Genomic DNA, 17167 nt, shown 5'->3' on the forward strand with positions numbered 1-17167 from the left:
GGTCAGAGGGGGTGCGGCCCGTGCCACGCATGTGTGGCACGGGCTGGTTCGGGGGTGTGTGGCACGTCCTCCCTGATGTGTGGCACGTCGGGTGGTTGCTCAGCGTGTCGGTTTGGGGAGGGCGGGGCCTGGACGCAGAATTCCCCCTCCCGTGTATTGGGAGGGGGAATTCGAGGGGGGTTTAGCGTGGAAAAGCAGTGCGTCAGGTCTACGGCTGGTAGCCGAGGCGGGTGGCGACGAGGCGGAGCAGTATCCCGTTGGGGAGGTCGGAGAGGCCGGCCGCGGCGAGCGCGTCGTGGGCCTCGCGGGAGGAGGCGGCGAGGGCGGCCTCGGCCTGGCCGGGGTCGGGCTCGGAGAGCGCGGCCCGCGTGGTGGCGAAGTGGCGGCGGACCGCCTGGAGCGCGGTGAGGACGAGCGGGTCGTTCATGTCGATGGCCGGGTGGCGGTTCTCGGCGTGGCTGCGCTGGCTCGGCTCGGTGGCACCGGCGGCTTTGTGGACGCGGATGGCGGCGCCGTCGACGCTGCCGGAGACGACGCGGCCGCCGACGAGAGAGGCGAGGAGCCGGGCGCCGTGGTGCTCGCATCCGTTGGCGCCGTGGTTGTTGCGGTCGAGGACGAGGACGGCGTCGTGCGGGCCGACGCAGGGGGTGGGGTCGTCGGGGTGGGCGGCGGCGCAACGGCGGGTGGTGTTGGTCATGGTGGCTCCTGGAGGTGGTCAGGGGCGGACGCCCGTGCCTTGAGGGGTCTAGCGGAGGGTCCACTCGTCGCCGGTGGGGCGGATCTCCCCGGCGCCGGGGATCGTGATGGAGCCGAAGGCGGGGCCGAGGCCGAGCTGTCCGGCCTTGGTGAGGAGGGCGGCGATCTGCTCGGCGATGGCGCGGGCCTGGCGCTCGCGGTCGGCGAGTTCGGCGGCGGTTCCGGTGAACATCGGGTCTCCCTCGGTGTCGTCAGTGCTGGTACGGGGCGGGATTGGGGATGCCGGTCAGGGCCTCGGCCTCGGCAGCGGTGACGGTCTCGTTGGCCGCGGTGAGCATGGCCTGGGCGACGGCGGTGATCTGGGGCCACAGGGCGGTGACGCGGCGTTCGGCCTCGTCGGCGACGGCGGCCCAGGTCGTGCCGTAGGCGGGGGCCGGTCCGCTGGGGCGGATCTCGTACCCGATGGTCGCCAGGCCGGTGGTGGCGAGGTGGCGGTCGTGGGCGGAGTCGGCCCAGGCGGCGGTCTGTGCGGTGAGGAGGCCGGCCTCGGCGAGCTGGCGGAGGTCGGCGGTCTGCCCGGCCAGGCTCATGACCGCGAAGTCGAAGGGCTGGGCCGAGTTGGGGGCCCAGGCGGTGGCGCCGCTGAGGACGGGGCGGCCGTCCTGGGTGGTGCGGACGATCCGGGTGCGGACCAGCGGCATGCCGGCCGCCATCCCGATGACGGCGTGGGCGGCCTCGTGGAAGGCCAACCCCCGGGCGATCTGCTGCGGGGTGAGCCGGTTCTCCTGGGTGACGCGGATGTCCTCGATCGTGTCCAGGTCCACGGGCTGCTGCTCGGTCACGGCGGTCACCGGTCCTGCTCGACGGTCGGGTCGTCGTCAAACGAGCTGCGGAGCTTGTTCACGGCCTGCCGGGTGATGCGCGCGCGCCGGCCGAGCTCGGCGTCGTTGCGGCTGTATGCGGGGTCGTCCCAGCTCATGATCTGGGCGAGGCGGCTGGTCACCGCGGCCCGGTGGCGCTTGAGGGTGACCTCGGCATCCTGACGGGCCCCGGCGAAGAGCTCCAGCTCCTCGAGGAGCCGGTGACGCAGCTCTCCGCGGAACTCCCGCAGGACCTCCATGGTCCCCACGAGCTTGATGCCGAGGACGGTGGCGCGCTCCTGCTCCTCCCGGGCGATGCGTTCGAGGTCGGAGTCGAGGTCGTCGGCGGTGACGTGGCGGGCGAGGTTGACGCGGCCGGACTCGACCAGCCAGTAGAAGGCGTCGGTGGGGCGCCGGTTCTGGGCCTTCTCGGCGCGGTACCCGTAGAGGTACGCGCGGGTGCCCACCATGCCTGCGTGGAAGCGGTTGGCGTCCTCCTCGCTGATGCCGTAGAACCCGGCGATGTCGGGGTGGTCGTCGCCGTCGGGCAACAGGCCAAGGCGGGCGATGTACCCGGCCTCGTCGTCCAGGACCTTGTCCGGGGCGTCCGCCCAGCCGGGATGGATGAGCTCGGGGAAGGCGGCCCAGACCCTGCTGAAATCGAGCAGCCACGGGCGGCGTCCCTCGGGGGCCTTGCGGGAGCGGTGGCATGCCTGGGCGATGTCGAGGCCGGCGGATGCGGCGTCGGCGGACCAGTCGAGGTCGTCCGTGCCGGGGACGGGCAGGAGGCTGTCGAGGAGCTTCTGGGCGAGGGGCGCCAGCTCGTGAGCGAAGGCGTTGCCTTCGGCGGCGTCGTGGTGCGGACGCTCGCCGTTCCCGGAGTCGATGGTCCAGTAGAGGACGGGCGGGACGCCCTGCCAGTCGCGGGGAGGGAACAGGGTGCCGGGGTAGTAGTCCTTCCCTCGTTCGCTGCGGCGGTAGTCGGAGCAGTGGAAGGACAGCTCTCCGGTCACGGTGTTGAGGACGATGTGCTGGTAGTGCCCGGCGGCGGTACCGAGCGGGCGCGGGCCGTTGGTGCCGTTGCTGTCGAGCCATGCCTGGATGGCGGCCTGGTCGGGGACCGGCGGGAGGTCGGCGTCGGTGACCTCGTGGACGGTGACGGTCGGGGCGTTCGGCTTCCTCGTCATGTCAACCAGGTTGCTCCTCCGGCGGGTAGACCGTCAATCAGATTGACATTGATCGTCCAGGTTGGCCGAAAACCTTCGTCATGACGTCAAGAGCCCATGACCTCATGACGTCACAAAAGACCCTGCAACACGGCCCCCACCAACGACCTGAAACGGCCATTTACACAGGTCAGGGCTGCAACACGACCCTGTTGCACAGTCGCGTTGCAGCCCCTGCGTTGCACCCGTCGGTCAGCGAAGCCGCTTCAGCAACGCCTTCTTCGTCGGCTCGTGCTCCCGGGCCAGCCGGAGCACTTCTCGTATCACCTCGGCCTTGTCGAGCGAGCGCCGCCCGGCGTCGTCCCGCAGCTCCAGCACAAAGAAGTCCAGCTCCACCGACTCCTCCGGATCGAAGCGGACCGTCGTCGGGATCGCGTCGGCGGCGGCGGGCGGCGGACGCCGGCCCCCACGGGTCCGCCCCGCCCGAGACTTACGAGGAGCGGGCGGCTTCTCCTGCTCCTCCCCGCCGCCCGGCCGCACGGCAGGCTCCTCCGGCTCCGTGGCCGCCGGCTCCTTGCCGTCGCGCAGCTCCTGGAGCCGCTTCCAGTCCCCGGTCAGGCCGCTCATGTCCGGCCCCGGAGTGCTCCGTGCAGCGCTCACGCGGCCAGCACCACCTTCGCCAAATCGCGGTACCACTGGGACGCCTCGCACTTCGGGTCGTACTCCAGCACCGGAACCTTCGCCCGCCACGCCTTGCGGATGTCCGTCCGCTTCTTGATCTCCGCGATCACCCGCGGCTCACCGAGCCCGCGGAACGCCTCCAGCATGCCGGTGACCACCTCCCCGTCCCGGACATCGAACCGGCTAGGGACCAGGCCCAGGATGTCGATCCGGACGTCCATCGCGGTCGACAGGATCGCGACCTGACGCAGCAGCAGCCGCAGGGCCCGGATGCTGGAGTCCTCGGCCTCCACCGGCACCACCAGCCCGCCCCGCCGGCCCGGCCGCTGACGGGCGGCCATGAGCGCGCACTCGGTGCCCACCCCGAGCGACGGCGGCGCGTCGATGACGCACACGTCGTACTCGTCCTCGAAGTGCTCCAGCAGCCGGGCGAGCCGCATCTCACGGGCGTTCACCTGGTACAGCCCCTTGTCGAGCAGGAACATGTCCAGGTTCGTCGGCAGCACGTGCAGCCGCTCGCGGTAGTGCACCAGGAGCTCGCGCGGGTCGCCGGTGCACTCCCCCAGCACCCAGCCCTTGAGGGTGCGCTCGTCGGGACTCTCGGCGATGCCGAGGGCTTCGGTCATGTGGCCCTGGGGGTCCCAGTCGACCAGCAGCACGCGACGGCCGAGCTCGGCCAGGGCCGCGCCCAGGTTGATGGTGTTGGCGGTTTTGCCGACACCACCTTTCTGGTTCGCCATGGTGATGATGTCCATGGAACCGCAGCTTAGAGGGTTGACATGACGTCACGAGTCCATGGGTGCACGACATCAGAACACCAGCCGGACCCAGGGACCCAGGACACCAGCAGAAGGACCCCCACCTGGGAGAACGCCGGACCCAGGACCCAGGGACCCAAGGGCAAAGCCGATATAGCGTCATGCCGGACCCAGGACGCCCCGTTGCAGGGGACCCAGCACACCAGTTCCGGGAGACGGGCGGGACACTGGCCCGATGACGATCCGCCGCACGCTCGGCCAGGGCCCGAGCAGCACGTCCTACCCCGCCCTGCCCGCCTCGAGGGACGCCGCAGCGACCGCCGCCGAGCGGGCAGCAGCCAACCCCGAGACGATCCCCTCCACGGCCGCCGCCGAAAGGGCCCCCGGCCGCCGGAGTCTCGGGAAGGGGCCGGCCACCGCCCGCGAGATATGACGCCGTGCCACCACGACGTCATGACGTCACAAGACGGGCCCCACCAACACGTGGCGGGGCCCGTCCTCCTAGGTCAGATGATTTCGCAGTCGTCGCACCAGGGATGCCGATTGGCGTGACGCCGTCGGCACTCGTCGCAGGCGGTGTTCCCGCACGTGAGACAGAACCCCCAGCCGGTCTGGTCCTCGCAGTAGATCAGCGGATGCTCACGGTCCAGGCGGACCGCGACCAGGGCCTCTGCGGCTTCTTCGACGGTGGACTTCACCCCGGGTGCCTTCATGCCTGGCTCCTTCACGAGTAGTCGATGGTTCCCCAGGACGACGACTTGATGTCCAGGTACCGGGCGAAGCCCATGTCCTGGTCGTCGTATGCGCGGGCGAGGAGGGCGATGGCGGTGTGCTCGCGGCCCTTCTCCATGGCGATGATGAACGCTTTCGCGTCGGCCCCGTACATGGTCCCGGAGATCACCCCGTGCCACACGCTGTCGGAGATCACCCACGTGCCGTCCACGGACGCCGTCACCGAGTCGGGGTACACCCGCTCCTCTTCGGGCTCCGGGGCCTCTTCGACGCCTTCCTCCGGCCCCTCTTCGGGCCCCTCGGCCGGTGTCGGCGGGGCCGGGGGAGAGGGCGGCGCGGGGGGAGCCGGGGGCGCCGCCGGTGCCGTGGGGGGAGCCTCCTCCGGCGGGGCCTCCTTCTTCCTCCCGCGCCCGAAGAGACGGCCCAGCAGCCCCGGCCCCTTCTCCGCCTTCGGCGCCGCGGGTTCGGCCGGTTCGGCCGGTTCGGCGGCCGGCGGGGCCTCGGCCGGACGGCCCTCTTCCTCGCTGCCCTTGCCCCGGCCCAGGCCGAACTTCCACCACTTCGCCATCGGTTCAGCCCTCCTGCTTCCGCTGGGCCAGGTACTCGCGCATCACGGTGTGGGCGTTGTCGCCCTCGGGGTCGCCGGACGTCTTGAGCCGGTCGATGACGTCGGCGAGCGGGATCACGCCCTCGGAGCTCCAGGTCCCGGAGACGTTGCCCAGCCGCATCCCGGCAGGCTTGGCCTGCTTGGGGTCCGGGTGCTCGCTGGTGTAGGTCGCGGCGTCGATGTACAGCGACAGCGGGTAGCGGCCGTCCTCCGTCGCGTACTTGTGCAGCGCGCGGAAGGTGTTGGCGTTGGCGAGCGCCATGATGGCCTTCGCCCAGTCCGGCCTCCAGTAGATGTCCCGCTCGTAGACGTCGCCGGTCTCGTGGTCGCGCTTGGGGTCGTTACGCCCCAGGTAGCCGCGGAAGGACTGGTACAGGCGCCCGTGGATCCCCTTCACCCACCGGGCCCCGGGACGGCCCTCCTCCTGGCACCGCAGCACATACCGCCGCATGGCGAGCAACTTCTTGTACATCCCGGTCAACGGCCGCTTCGAGGTCTCCCAGACCCACGCCTCCACGATCTCGGGGCACCAGTGGGGGAACAGCTCCATGAGCAGGTCCATGTCCGGGTTGAACAGCCAGAACCCGCCCTCGGACGCCTTGGAGAACACCAGCGGCGGCAGCCCCTCGAACACCCCGCCCTTCACCGGCGGAACGGCGGCCACCCGCCACATCCCGGCCTTCAGCGGGTCGTACTCCCGCCCCTGCTCATGGTGGGTCGGGTCCCCGACGCCCAGCACCACGGTGTTGAACGCGGGCAGCCACGCGGCCACCCGGTCGAACTTGTGCAGGTACGGCTCCTGCTCCTCCGCGAGGTTCGGCACCCGCGCCCACTGCGGCGAGACCATCGTCCGCGCGTTCATCGCCTCGGCCAGCGGCCCGGACCAGCGCTGGAACCGCTTCGGCCCGTCCTCCTGGTGGTCGCCCGGCCTCGCCATCGCCCGGACGAGCGGGGAGACGACGTCCTCACGGTCCAGGCCGCCGGCGAAATCCTCGGCCGTCTTGTTCGGCCCGAGGTAGAAGGGGATCACCTTCGGCCGGTCCTCCGGCCCGTGACGGGTCGACAGCAGGTAGACCATGAGCGCGTCCAGCATCACGGCCGCGGACTCCGCACCGCCGAACCCGCCCCGGCCGGGCAGCCCGAGCTTGTCGAACCGCGACTCGTACGCCGGGATCGCCAGGTTCAGCCGCTTCCCCTCCGGGGTCGTCAGCGTCATCCAGCACGACACCCCCGAGGCGGGTTGCATCTTCGCGACCGCCGGACCGGGCACCCCCCACTCGCACGCCGCCGGCGCCTGCGGCCCGCCGACCTTCCGGGGGTCGAACGCGGGCAGCCCGAGGACGTCCAGCATGTCGTTGTACAGGTAGAGGGTCTTGAGCCCGTACGCGGCCATGAGCTCCGGCACGTCGTCGACCGAGGCGGGGCGGCGCACGCCCCGCACCGGCTCGCAGTTGGGCAGGTAGAGCCCGTCCGCGCCGAGCACGCCGAGCCGCACAGCGTCGCGGGTCCGCCCGCCCGAGCCCGCCCGCGCCTCGAGGTCGGCCCACTCCTGGTCCGTCACGGCAGGGACCGGCTTCGGGTAGGGAACGAACGGTGCCGCGACCGGTTTCGGCGGTGCCACCAGCGCCGGAGCCGCACTTGTGACGTCATGAGCCCGTGAACCCGTGGCCCCTTCGGCCGGGGCCGGGCCAGCAGCGGCGGCGGGGGGGGCCAGCGCGGAGGACCGCTCCAACGCCGCCCGCTCCGCCCGGGCGATCGGGGAGTCGTCCGCCGGAGCGGGCACGACCTCGTGCACGATCGCGTCCTCGGCGGGCTCCCAGGCGTCCCGGCCTGCGTCCACGTCGAAGATGTAGACCATGTCCTGCACCCGCTCCCGCAGCTTCCGGGTGGGCGGCTTCGACTTGAACCCCCGCGGCTGGGTCACCCGCAGGATCCCCCGCCGCTTCAGCTCCCCCAGGCCCGGCGCCAGGACCACCCCGGCCTCCAGGCCCATCCGCTTCAGGGCCTCGCCGTACACGTGCAGCTCGGACCGGTCCGTCGTGCCGTTCTTGTACCAGTACCCCAGCACGTCCCGCGGCTTGAACTCCGCCGCGTCCCCGTCGCTGGTCAGAACGTGGTCGGTCAGCCACATCGCCGGGTGCATCGCGATGGCGCCGGCCACCACCTCCCACACCCGCTGACCCGACGACACGTTGTTCACCGCCGCCGAGTCGGTCACCCGCGGGAACTCGGTCCGCGCGTCCTCGAACGCCACCTCACCCATCTGCGGCAGGCCCAGCAGCTCCCCGAGCATGTATCCGCCCACCACCCACTGGGACATCGTCCGCGCGAGCGTGAACGGGATGCCGCTGTCCGCGCTGCTGAGCCGCCGGGTGACCTGGTCGTGCAGCGCACGCCATTCCTTGATGCGGTCGGCGGAGAACATCCCGGCGCGCTCGGCCCAGACCAGCGGCCAGCCGTGGAACTGCTCGGACAGGGCGACGGCCTCGTCGGAGGCGGCGGCCGAGGCGAAGAACGGCTCGTGCAGCTCGATCACGCGGGAGGCGTACGACTCCGGCTGACCCGGCATCAGCAGGCTCTCGTTCGCGGAGACGCACAGCATGGAGTGGAAGGTCCCGATGCTGGAGCGCAGGCCGCCGGACTGGTCGAGCCGGTCACGGCGGGCGCCGCCCAGGATCCGGCTCACCATCGCCTGGATCTCCTTCGGGCTCCAGCCCCCGGAGGACAGCTCCTCCCGGGTCATGGGCAGGTACCGGGCGGAGATGAGGTGCTCGGGCAGAGCATGGGCCGTGGTGTTCAGCGCACCGAAGATCTTGTAGGTGGTGCCCGGGTTGCCCATCGCCCCGGCCTGGACCTTCTGGAGCGTGGACTTGCCCTGCTGGCCCGACCCGTACAGCACCAGCACGTGGGTGTGGATCGAGCGGAGCGAGGACGTGAGCGGGGCCGCGAAGAACGCTGACAGCCCCAACGTCGTCCGCGGCGCCGCCATGGCAAGCTCCGCGATCCGGCGCCAGGCCGCCAGGGCCGCGTCCTCGTCAGGGTCACCCGTGCGCATGTAGCCGAGGTCCTGAGAATCCGGCCCCGGAAGAGTGAGGCCGCCGTCCTTGTCCTTGACGGGGATGGACGGCATCTCCGGCGCCTCACGCACGTCCACCGACATGACCTTCGCGTATGCCTGGCACTCGTCCCGGCCCACCGGCCGGTCCCGCCCGACGACATCCGCCCAGGTCCCGTCCAGGATCTGGTGGGCCTGGACGATCCGGGAGCTCTCCTCGGTCTCGATCAGGTAGGCGATCTTCGTATGCCGTCGGTCGGCATCCCGATAGGTGATCTTCCCGAGCACCTTCGGCACGGTGCCGATCGGGAGCGCGGGGGAGTCCTTCACCGACCGGTGCAAGATCATCCGATCGGACTGTCGGAACAGCCACCCGGGCTTCATGCCGGGGATCGGTTCGGTCTGGGGGACCTTGCCCCCCTTGCTCAAGGTGCGGACGGTACCGCCCGCTCCGCCCTGCTGGGCGGGGATCTCCACAGACTCCTCGGTCTGCGGGCTCTGCTGGGTCACGCGGCCTCTCTCTGGGCCACCGACCTTGTGTAACTCAGGATGGGAGGTGTCTCCCACTTCCGGCTGGTCCGGACAGCAGGGGGGAGAAATCTCCCGCCTGCTGCCTTACACTCGGCGGTGACTGCTAGGTCAACGCGAACCCGTTTCCGGACTTCGACCTCTCCAGGCTTCGACCCCTAGAGAGACCCGGTGCGGGTTTTCGCGTTTACGGATCTTGTTTTGTGGTTGCGAAGCTTACGCCCCGTACCGGACAGCTTGCGTCCGGTCGTATTGGCTGGTCAGTCGGTGCTCGGGTCCTTGTCGACAAGGCCAGACAGCAACTTGATGATCTGGGCGTTTGCCTTCTGCTGTTCCTCGCGCATTGCCTTTAGCTCGTCCCGCAGGGCCGCGAAGTTCTCGTCTGTGCCCTGCTCGTGGACCTGGGTCGTGACGTTGTTGCTGGTGGGTTCCGCGACGACCGTGCCCACGCCTGACTTCGGGAGGGTCAGGCCCTCTGCTTTGAGCGTCCGATACGCACGGTTAGCCGTGGTTTGTGCCACACCGAAGTGCTCGCAGACCTGTCGTAGCGACGGCATGGCATCGCCTGGGGTGAGGGTCCCGTCCTGGATCTTCTGGCGGTAGTAAGCGGCGATCTCGGCGTACCCGGTGTTCTCGCCTGTCTCCTGACTAGTCGGGTCCCCTGACATCAGGGCTTTCTCCCCCCCCCTCGTGACGTCATGGCGTCGTGACCTCATACCGGTTGGAGAACCAGCGGCCCGGCCCTGCCAACGATTCACCAGCCTCGATCGGTTCGCCTTCCGCGTCGCGGTACGTGTTGCGGCCCACGAGGATGGGGGAGCCCGGCTCGACCCCCAGGGCCTCTGCCTGTGCAGGGGTTGCGGTGCCTACGGTCTTCCGCTCGTCAATGATGTGGGTCCGGCGGCCGGTCGCGGTTTCGATGACGGACGGGGTGCCGCCAGGGATGCGCTCGGTGGACAGGAGCGCGGGAGCCATCTCGGCCAGCTCTGCCCGGAACCAGGAGACGGATGTGGAGATCGGTCCCGTCTCATCATGTGTCACACGCTCACGTCGTAGGGCTTGAGAGCCTTCCTCGATGTCGAGAACTTCGGCGACCCAAGCCGGGGCAGGCGCGAGGCCGGCGGCTTTGATGACGGCGTACTCGTTCGGGGCGTAAATCTTGCCGGTGCTCAACATCCGGAGGGCTCGGTCCGTGGCTCCTCGGTGAAGCCTGGGCCGGACGATGGTCCCGACGCCTGGAAGCGACTCGGCAAGCCCCTCGCCCCTGAGGGTGGACAACACCTTTGCGGCCGTGGCGTGGGCGAGATTCCAGTCTTCGGCGATCTGCCGGACGGCGGGGAGGCGGTCCCCGTCCTTGAGGCTTCCGTCCATGATCTGCTTTCGGAAGTGCTGCACGACCTGCATATACGGCGGGGTCCGCTCGATTCGCGGAGACATGGCAGTCCCTCTCCCTGTTGACGCTCTGATCGCTATGTCTCACATGCTATCGGGTGACTCGGTAGCGTTCTAGTTGTTGACACACAGGGAGTGTTCTAGCACTATCGGAGTGCGGCCCCAGCCCGGCATCTCACCTCCGGACTAGGGCCTGAGACCGAACCCATCTGCATGCACAGAAGGGACCGATCCTGTGATGGATCGTATCGTCGCACGCCCCGCTTCTCCGCAGGTCGAGCCGCTTTCGGCCGGATCTGCGGAGCGTCTGGACCGACTCTTCCGTCTCTACTCCGGCCGGGTCCTGGCCTGTGCCGGGACCCGTGCCAAGCGCCCCGCCGACGCCGCCGACATCGCGGGTGACGCCTGGGTGCTGGCCTGCCGCTACATCAACGGCCTCCGGGCCGACGACGACCACGCCATGCCGTGGCTCATGTCGGTCGTGCGGACCGCCGCCCGCAACCACTACCGCCTGAAGCGCACGACCGAGCAGCCCCGGGACTGGACGGATGCCGTGGCGTCCCGCCAACTCCCGGCCGTGCCGCCGGCGGACGAGTCGGCCGACGTTCTGGTGCTCGCGGAGCTGACCGTGCCCGAGGCGCGCGTCCTCAAGCTCGCGGCCCAGGGCTTGAGCCAGGCCGCGATCGGTGCCCGTCTCGGCCGTCACAAGGGCACGGTGTCCCGGCAGCTCTACTCCGCCGCCCGCAAGCTCCGTGCCCAGGACGACCGGCCGGTGCTGCCGCTGCGGCCCACGCCGCACGAGCGCGACGGCCGGGAGCCCGTCCCGGCGCCTGTCTGTCCGCACTCCCGCGCGCTTGCCGCGCTGGCCGGGTGATCGCCGTGCCCGTGGACCCGAGCACCGAGCCCGCCGCCGCCCACCACATCCAGCAGGCCGCCCAGGCCGCCGCCGCGGCCGAGGCCGCCCGGCAGGCCCGTGAGGCCGTCGTCCAGAAGGGGGACCGCAAGTGATCCGCATCGTCACCGCCCGCAGGATGCGGGCCCTGTCGGCCGAGCTCGTCGACGTCGACGCCGCCGCGACCGGCTACCTGATGGATTACCTGGACTGCGAGAAGCGGTACGCCGAGGCGGACCGGCTGGCCGAGGCCAATTACAACCGGGCCTCCGAGGCCCTGGCCTCCGCCGACGCGCACGCCGAGCTCGCGGACGAGCTGGAGACCGAGGTCGGCATGCTCCGCGAGTCGCTGACCGGCGCCCTCCAGGCCGAGAAGGCCGCCGAGGCCAAGGCCGCAGGCCTGGAGACCGAGGTGGACGCGCTCCGCATCGCGCTCAACGAAGCGCTGGCCAAGCTGGCCGCGATCCGGCCGCCGGGCACCCGCTGGTTCTACGTGCTGTGCCGGGGCGGCCAGCCGCTGAGCATCCACGAGACCCGCGACGACGCCCATGCGGCCGTCGACCACATCCTGGGCGAGCCCCAGACCTGGAGCCCCTTGGTGAGCGGGGAGCCGCTGGCCACGGACTCGTGGCAGACCATCACCGTCCCGCTCCCGCCCGTCGCACCGGCGCCGGCCACCGCCGCCGTCGAGACCGAGGAGGTCCAGTCATGAGCCACGACCTGTCCGACATCCCCACCGGCGTCCCGCTGACCGTCGAGCAGTTCTTCCGGGTGCTGGCGGCTGGGCAGTCGCTGCCCGCGCCTTGGGCTGACGAGGACCCGGGCACCGCCCAGGCCGATGAGGACGTGGCCACCGCGGAGCTCTTCCGCGACCTCCAGATCGCGCACCCGGTGACGGACGGGGGACTGGCCGAGCAACGGCACCTCCTGGACGCCGACCCGGACACCTGCCTCCCGCTGCCCGGCATCCCCGGCGACGCGGAGAGGGGCCGGTCGTGAGCATCTGGCGCGAGACCCGCGACGACGACGACCGCCGCACCGGCGCCCTCCTGGACGCCCTGGACGCCTACGGCGAGGCCCGAGACCCGCACCACCTGGAGCCTTTGAGCGACTTCGAGGAGGTCGTCCTCTTCGGCGTCGCGGGTGACCCCGCGCAGCCGTACCCGCCCGCCGGCCACAAGTACCCGAGGAGGGGCTGACATGGCGAACACCCGTCAGTACGACCGGATCATCGAGACGGCGGCGCGGAAGCTGGCCGCCGTGGAGAACCGGGAGCTGTGGGCCCTGGAGGGCTCCGAGCGCCGCGCGATCCTGGCGGCCGGGGTCGTCGGCAGCGTCCAGGTCACCCGGGGCAAGAGCACCGGCCGGGCCGACCGGACCATCGAGACCACCTGGTCCGGCGCCGCCGCCCGGCTCCGCTCCGAGATCAGCGCCGCCCAGGCGGCCAAGGAGAAGGCCGGGGCCGAGGCCGCCGCCGCGAAGGTCGCCCGCCGCACCGAGCGGAAGTGGTGGTGACCATGACGCACAAGCAGTACCTGGCCTTCCTCCTGGGCGTCATCGTTCCCGTCCAGGTCGGCACCGCCGTCCTCGCGGCGAACGAAATGGACGCCTTGGTGGCGGTCGGCCTCGGCTCGGCCGTGGCCTACGGCCTCGCCGTCCCGGCCACGCTCCGGACCGCCCGCGCCCACCGCGCCGAGCACGACCGCACCGCCGGTGAGACCCCGCAGAAGTAACCCGTCCGTACCCCCGTGGTGACGTCATGAGCCCACGAGTCCATGACGTCACCACGGACCCAGGAAGGACCCTCAGTCATGGCATACGTGCTGGTCACGCTGTCGCTGATCAACATCTTCGGCCTCGTCCTGGCCACCCTCTTCGCCCTCTTCGCCCTCTTCGCCCCCGCCCGCAAGCGCTGAAAGGACCTGATCGAAAGTGCTGAAGTACAAGACGGAGAAGCGCCCGGTGACCCGGGAGGTCACCTTGGACGGCAAGACCCACACCACCACCCGCATGGAGCCCGTCCGGGTGCCCCGGCTCCCCCGCGACTGGCAGGCCGTCACCATCCGCGGCCTCGTCGTCCTCGTCCTGGCCCTCACCCTCTTCACCGTGGTGTGGTCCACCATCTCCATCGGCGACCTCCTCGGCGGCGGCATCGTCGGCCTCGCCGTCGCCTCGATCTTCGATCTCGCCTGGCTGGTGAACATCGGGCTGGAGCGTCTGGCGATGTTCGACCGGAAGAAGCGCCGGTTCCCGCAGGTCCTCGGCTGGGGCCTCCTCGTCGTCACCATGGGCAGCCTGTTCTGGCACGGCATGACCCGGGACGACGTGCCGCTCGCCGTCGTCGGCGCGATCGTCTCCCTCATCGCGAAGATTCTGTGGATGGGGATCATGCGCCACATCCACGTGGACCTGAACCCCGACCACGCCGACTGGGTGGAGCAGGAGACCTCGGCCGCGAACGCGACCCGCGCCCTGGCCCGGGTCCGCCGGCAGGCCGCCCAGGCCGAGGCCGAGGCCGCCCTGGAGATCCTGGCCGCCGAGCAGCTGCGCGGGGAGTTCGAGGCCCTGACCCCGGCCCGCCCCGCCGTCGAGCCGGACGTCCTGGAGGCCGACGTCCTCGAGGACGTGGTCGACGACGGGCCCGGCCGCGACGAGCTCACCCTGGCGCGCGCCGTCCGCGCGATCCTCCAGGACGCCGCCGCCGGCGCCGGTGTCAGCGAGGAGGCCGACGAGGCGATCGACGCGGCCCGCGCGGACGGCTGGACGGTCAGGGAGGTCTACGACGCCGCGACCCGCGCCCGCCGACGCCGTGACGCCGTGAGCTCACGAGTCCACGCCGTCACGGCACGGCCGGAGACCGGCGGATTCGACGCGGATTTCGAGCGGATTATCCGCCCGGAGAAGAACGGATATCCGCGTCGGCCGGTATCCGCCCAGGTCAGTGACGCGGACGCCGCCCGCCGGATCCGCCCGGACATCCGCCCCACCACCGACCCCGGGCCCGACGAGCCCGAGCCCGACCCGGCCCCCCAGCGGCGCCCCGCGGCCTCCCTGGCGGCCACGGTCAAGGAGCTCGTGGCCGACGGCCTGACCGACGCCGACTACATCGCCCGCGCCCTGGCGGACCGCTTCCAGCGCACGACGGCCGACCCGAAGTACCGCGCCACCGTCGCCCGCTACGTCCGCGAAGCGAAGCAGGAAGGCGCCGAGCACCCCGGCCAGTACCTCTAGGCCGCCGGCCGCCCGGACCGCAGGGACGCCCCTGTCCGGTCCGGGCGGCATCGTGCGGACCCCGCCAACTGGGCCGTCTACCGGGAGTAGTTGTGATGCACATCACCGTGACTGAGCGTCACAAAACAGATACAGACTCGGCGTTCACCCCAGAAACAAGGGGCGCAATGTCGTACCCGCGAGAGACCATCACACCCCACGGCGGTCATCAGACCGGGGATCGCCCCGTCCGACAGGCACTCCTGGCAGGGACACCACCTGCCGGACGGGCGGTCCCCCCTCACCAGGAAGAGGGGAACGTGCACAGCCTGACCCACCCCATCGCCGTTTACGCGGCGACTTCCGGCCCCGCACCCGAAGGTGGCGGCGGGCCGGACATCGCACTCCCCGGAGGAACCGCCGGCCTCATCGTCGGCGCCGCCCTCCTCGCCTACCTGCTCTTCGGCAACGGCCGCCGCGGCAACGGCGCCCTGCTCGACCGGCGCACCGTCCGCGCGCTCCGCGGCGGCAACACCCTGACCGGCAAGTTCCTCGCCTGGCTCTTCAAGACCCTGGGCAGCACCCTCGGCTGGGTCGGAGCCTTCCTCCTCGGCCGGGAGATGTGGGGCGACCCCCGCAGCGACGCCGGAGTCTTCCGCCCCGGCACCCGCACCACCGACCCCGCCGGCCCGCCCGCCGCCCACCTCGGCTCCATCGCCCTCGCCCCGCCGAGGGTCAACCTGGTCAAGCCCCAGCGCCGCCAGCCCCGGCCGTGGGCCCGCGACGTCGCCGCCTGGATCGAGACCTACCAGGGGCGCGCTGCCACTGCCCTGGGCCGGGCCGTCCGCGCCGCTCTGTGGTGCGCGCGCTGGGCGGGGAAGGCCCGACGCGGCATCCGGACCGCCTTCAACGCCGTGGCGCCCGTCGTGGCGAACATCGCCCGGGTACTGAGCCTGTGGCACCGCTGGCCGTACGCCGCCCGGAGCCTGGCCCGCATCGCCCTCCTCGCCACCGCGGCCGGCCTCGCCATCCCGGCCTGGCGCACCTGGACCATCGTCTTCCTTGCCCTCGCCCTCGCCGCCGTCGTCGCCCTCGCCGTCCGCTTCAAGCCCAAGCCGCCCGGCGACGACGCGATCTACGGCCCCCGGATCTGGGCGATCCTCCGCGACGACCTCCACCTCCCCGAGGACGAGCCCCGGGAGCAGTGGCTCCGCCTGCCCGAGCGCCTGGCCGCCGAGGACGCCCGCATCATGCTGCGGCTGCCCTGGACGTTCCGCGGCTCCGAGGGGGAGCGCCAGCAGGTGACCGACCTCCTCAATTCCCGCATCCCGGGGGACTGGGTCGGCCGCTACAGCTTCACCGGCGAGCACTTCACCGCGACGTACTCCCACAAGCCGCCGCCCAAGCCGCCGGCGCCCACCCCCGAGCCCCCGGCCGCCGTCGACATCTGGGACCCCAAGGTTCAGGAGATCCTCGCCGCCCTCGGGCCGGACGAATTTTACCTGGGTCCGGACACATTCAACCGGCCCATCATCCAGAAGATGAGTGACGAGCAGGCACATTGGGCTCTGTCGGTCGGCTCGGGTGGCGGTAAATCCGCCACGCTCCAGTGGCTCGCAATTCAGATGCTGATGAAACGCGGCATCATCATCCTGCTCGACCCCAAAATGGTGAGCCTGACGCCTCTCATCGGAATTCAGGGCGTCCACTCCTACATCAACCCGGAAGCACCCCAAGACATGCGCTTGGTTCTCCTGTGGGTCGCGGAAGTCGTCAAGGCGCGGAACTACGAGAAGAAGAACAAAATCCGGACCTCCTTCGAACCGCTCTTCATGTTCATGGAGGAAACCAATCAGCTTGCGGACCTCCTCAAAGAGGAATACACCGCAATCAAGAAATCGAGCGAGCCCAGCGGCGACCCGGTTTGGCGTGACGGAGTAGCCACAATCCTCCGGCTCGGCCGGGAAGTCAACGTCCACATCATTGCAGTATTCCAGGACTTCAAGGACACGCAATTCGGCGGCGTCAGTCTCGTTCCCCTCTTCCCGCTCAAAATCATGGGGAGCTATAGCGAGCGCCAGTGGAAGCGCATCATTGGTACGACGATCCCGATGCCGCCTGTCCAGAAAAAGGCGGGCCGCATGGTCCTCGTTCTCGACACCGGGGAAGTTACCCGAATTCAGGTTCCCTACGTTCCGTGGGTGCCGGAACTGACCAAGGACGAAAACCAGCAGCACGCGTACAAGCTTCTGACGGCCTACTACAAGGAGCTGCGGGCAACCCACGGCTACAGCACCGACGGCCTCTACACGGCCCCGCCCGCGCCCTCCGCGGAGGAGGCGCCGGCGCTCCTGCGAGGGGTGTCACGTGACACCGGCGCCGAAGGCCCGAACGGGGGTTCCCAGGGGGGTCCGGACAGTGAAACCGCAGGTCACGGTGTCACGCCACAGGAGGGCGTGACACCCGGCGTGACAGCCCCGCGTGACAGGCTCCGGCTCATCCCCGGCCAGGCCGCCCAGGGCGCCCCCAGCGGCCCCCAGGGGGCCCCGCAGCGCCCCGTCCTCCTCACCATCGCCGAGCTCTCCCACGA

The 17167-nt window shown here is 70.7% G+C and carries 20 protein-coding genes and 1 pseudogene; 10 read left to right on the forward strand and 11 right to left on the reverse strand.

The window, feature by feature from the left end:
• Positions 1-208: 208 nt before the first annotated feature.
• The 6 genes from AB8735_RS39685 to AB8735_RS39710 all read right to left on the reverse strand — a co-directional run bounded on the left by AB8735_RS39685 (position 209) and on the right by AB8735_RS39710 (position 4158).
• Positions 209-697, reverse strand: a complete 489-nt coding sequence (locus AB8735_RS39685) for a hypothetical protein (protein WP_372412826.1) — start codon at positions 695-697, stop codon at positions 209-211.
• Between the two features lie 48 nt (positions 698-745).
• Entirely contained in the window at positions 746-928 is a 183-nt protein-coding gene (locus tag AB8735_RS39690) for a hypothetical protein (protein ID WP_372412827.1), read from the reverse strand.
• A 19-nt stretch (positions 929-947) separates the two neighbouring features.
• Positions 948-1547 (reverse strand): hypothetical protein, encoded by a 600-nt coding sequence (locus AB8735_RS39695; RefSeq protein WP_372412829.1) that lies wholly within the window; start codon positions 1545-1547, stop codon positions 948-950.
• The gene (locus AB8735_RS39700; RefSeq protein ID WP_372412831.1) at positions 1544-2743 is read right to left on the reverse strand and encodes a hypothetical protein; all 1200 of its coding nucleotides are present in this window, start codon (positions 2741-2743) and stop codon (positions 1544-1546) included. The genes AB8735_RS39695 and AB8735_RS39700 overlap by 4 nt, the downstream gene beginning before the upstream one ends.
• 231 nt (positions 2744-2974) lie before the next feature.
• A complete protein-coding gene (locus tag AB8735_RS39705) occupies positions 2975-3382 on the reverse strand; it encodes a hypothetical protein (RefSeq protein WP_372412832.1) in 408 nt (135 codons plus the stop codon).
• Entirely contained in the window at positions 3379-4158 is a 780-nt protein-coding gene (locus AB8735_RS39710; protein WP_372412834.1) for a ParA family protein, read from the reverse strand. Before AB8735_RS39710 ends, AB8735_RS39705 begins: the two co-directional genes overlap by 4 nt.
• Before the next feature lie 238 nt (positions 4159-4396).
• Between AB8735_RS39710 and AB8735_RS39715 the strand changes: the two genes are divergently transcribed.
• Positions 4397-4594, forward strand: a complete 198-nt coding sequence (locus AB8735_RS39715) for a hypothetical protein (RefSeq protein ID WP_372412836.1) — start codon at positions 4397-4399, stop codon at positions 4592-4594.
• 73 nt (positions 4595-4667) lie between these two features.
• Here AB8735_RS39715 and AB8735_RS39720 read toward each other — a convergent pair whose 3' ends face one another.
• The 5 genes from AB8735_RS39720 to AB8735_RS39740 all read right to left on the reverse strand — a co-directional run bounded on the left by AB8735_RS39720 (position 4668) and on the right by AB8735_RS39740 (position 10520).
• A complete protein-coding gene (locus AB8735_RS39720; protein ID WP_372412837.1) occupies positions 4668-4874 on the reverse strand; it encodes a hypothetical protein in 207 nt (68 codons plus the stop codon).
• 11 nt (positions 4875-4885) lie between these two features.
• Positions 4886-5461 carry a hypothetical protein gene (locus AB8735_RS39725; RefSeq protein WP_372412839.1) on the reverse strand — a complete coding sequence of 192 codons (576 nt, stop codon included), beginning with the start codon at positions 5459-5461 and terminating at the stop codon, positions 4886-4888.
• 4 nt (positions 5462-5465) lie between these two features.
• Positions 5466-9065, reverse strand: coding sequence for a hypothetical protein (locus tag AB8735_RS39730; RefSeq protein ID WP_372412841.1), 3600 nt, complete (start codon positions 9063-9065; stop codon positions 5466-5468).
• Between the two features lie 278 nt (positions 9066-9343).
• On the reverse strand, positions 9344-9751 hold the full coding sequence (locus tag AB8735_RS39735; protein ID WP_372412842.1) for a GntR family transcriptional regulator: 408 nt from the start codon (positions 9749-9751) through the stop codon (positions 9344-9346).
• Positions 9752-9779: 28 nt separating this feature from the next.
• Complete coding sequence (locus AB8735_RS39740; protein WP_372412844.1) at positions 9780-10520, reverse strand: GntR family transcriptional regulator; 741 nt, start codon at positions 10518-10520, stop codon at positions 9780-9782.
• A 193-nt stretch (positions 10521-10713) separates the two neighbouring features.
• Here AB8735_RS39740 and AB8735_RS39745 point away from each other — a divergent pair, with 193 nt between their 5' ends.
• The 9 genes and pseudogenes from AB8735_RS39745 to AB8735_RS39785 all read left to right on the forward strand — a co-directional run.
• Positions 10714-11349 carry a sigma-70 family RNA polymerase sigma factor gene (locus AB8735_RS39745; RefSeq protein WP_372412845.1) on the forward strand — a complete coding sequence of 212 codons (636 nt, stop codon included), beginning with the start codon at positions 10714-10716 and terminating at the stop codon, positions 11347-11349.
• A complete protein-coding gene (locus tag AB8735_RS39750) occupies positions 11346-11483 on the forward strand; it encodes a hypothetical protein (RefSeq protein WP_372412846.1) in 138 nt (45 codons plus the stop codon). The genes AB8735_RS39745 and AB8735_RS39750 overlap by 4 nt, the downstream gene beginning before the upstream one ends.
• Positions 11480-12079: a hypothetical protein gene (locus AB8735_RS39755; RefSeq protein ID WP_372412848.1), complete on the forward strand. Its 600-nt coding sequence runs from the start codon at positions 11480-11482 to the stop codon at positions 12077-12079. Before AB8735_RS39750 ends, AB8735_RS39755 begins: the two co-directional genes overlap by 4 nt.
• Positions 12076-12366 carry a hypothetical protein gene (locus AB8735_RS39760; protein WP_372412849.1) on the forward strand — a complete coding sequence of 97 codons (291 nt, stop codon included), beginning with the start codon at positions 12076-12078 and terminating at the stop codon, positions 12364-12366. Before AB8735_RS39755 ends, AB8735_RS39760 begins: the two co-directional genes overlap by 4 nt.
• Positions 12363-12566 carry a hypothetical protein gene (locus tag AB8735_RS39765; RefSeq protein ID WP_372412850.1) on the forward strand — a complete coding sequence of 68 codons (204 nt, stop codon included), beginning with the start codon at positions 12363-12365 and terminating at the stop codon, positions 12564-12566. The genes AB8735_RS39760 and AB8735_RS39765 overlap by 4 nt, the downstream gene beginning before the upstream one ends.
• A 1-nt stretch (position 12567) precedes the next feature.
• The gene (locus AB8735_RS39770) at positions 12568-12882 is read left to right on the forward strand and encodes a hypothetical protein (protein WP_372412851.1); all 315 of its coding nucleotides are present in this window, start codon (positions 12568-12570) and stop codon (positions 12880-12882) included.
• A 2-nt stretch (positions 12883-12884) separates the two neighbouring features.
• On the forward strand, positions 12885-13100 hold the full coding sequence (locus AB8735_RS39775) for a hypothetical protein (protein WP_372412853.1): 216 nt from the start codon (positions 12885-12887) through the stop codon (positions 13098-13100).
• 199 nt (positions 13101-13299) lie between these two features.
• Positions 13300-14598, forward strand: a complete 1299-nt coding sequence (locus AB8735_RS39780; RefSeq protein ID WP_372412854.1) for a hypothetical protein — start codon at positions 13300-13302, stop codon at positions 14596-14598.
• Between the two features lie 299 nt (positions 14599-14897).
• A pseudogene (locus tag AB8735_RS39785) lies at positions 14898-17167 on the forward strand (hypothetical protein); the annotation flags it as partial.

Source organism: Streptomyces luteireticuli, from assembly GCF_041519305.1.
Taxonomy (GTDB): domain Bacteria; phylum Actinomycetota; class Actinomycetes; order Streptomycetales; family Streptomycetaceae; genus Streptomyces; species Streptomyces luteireticuli.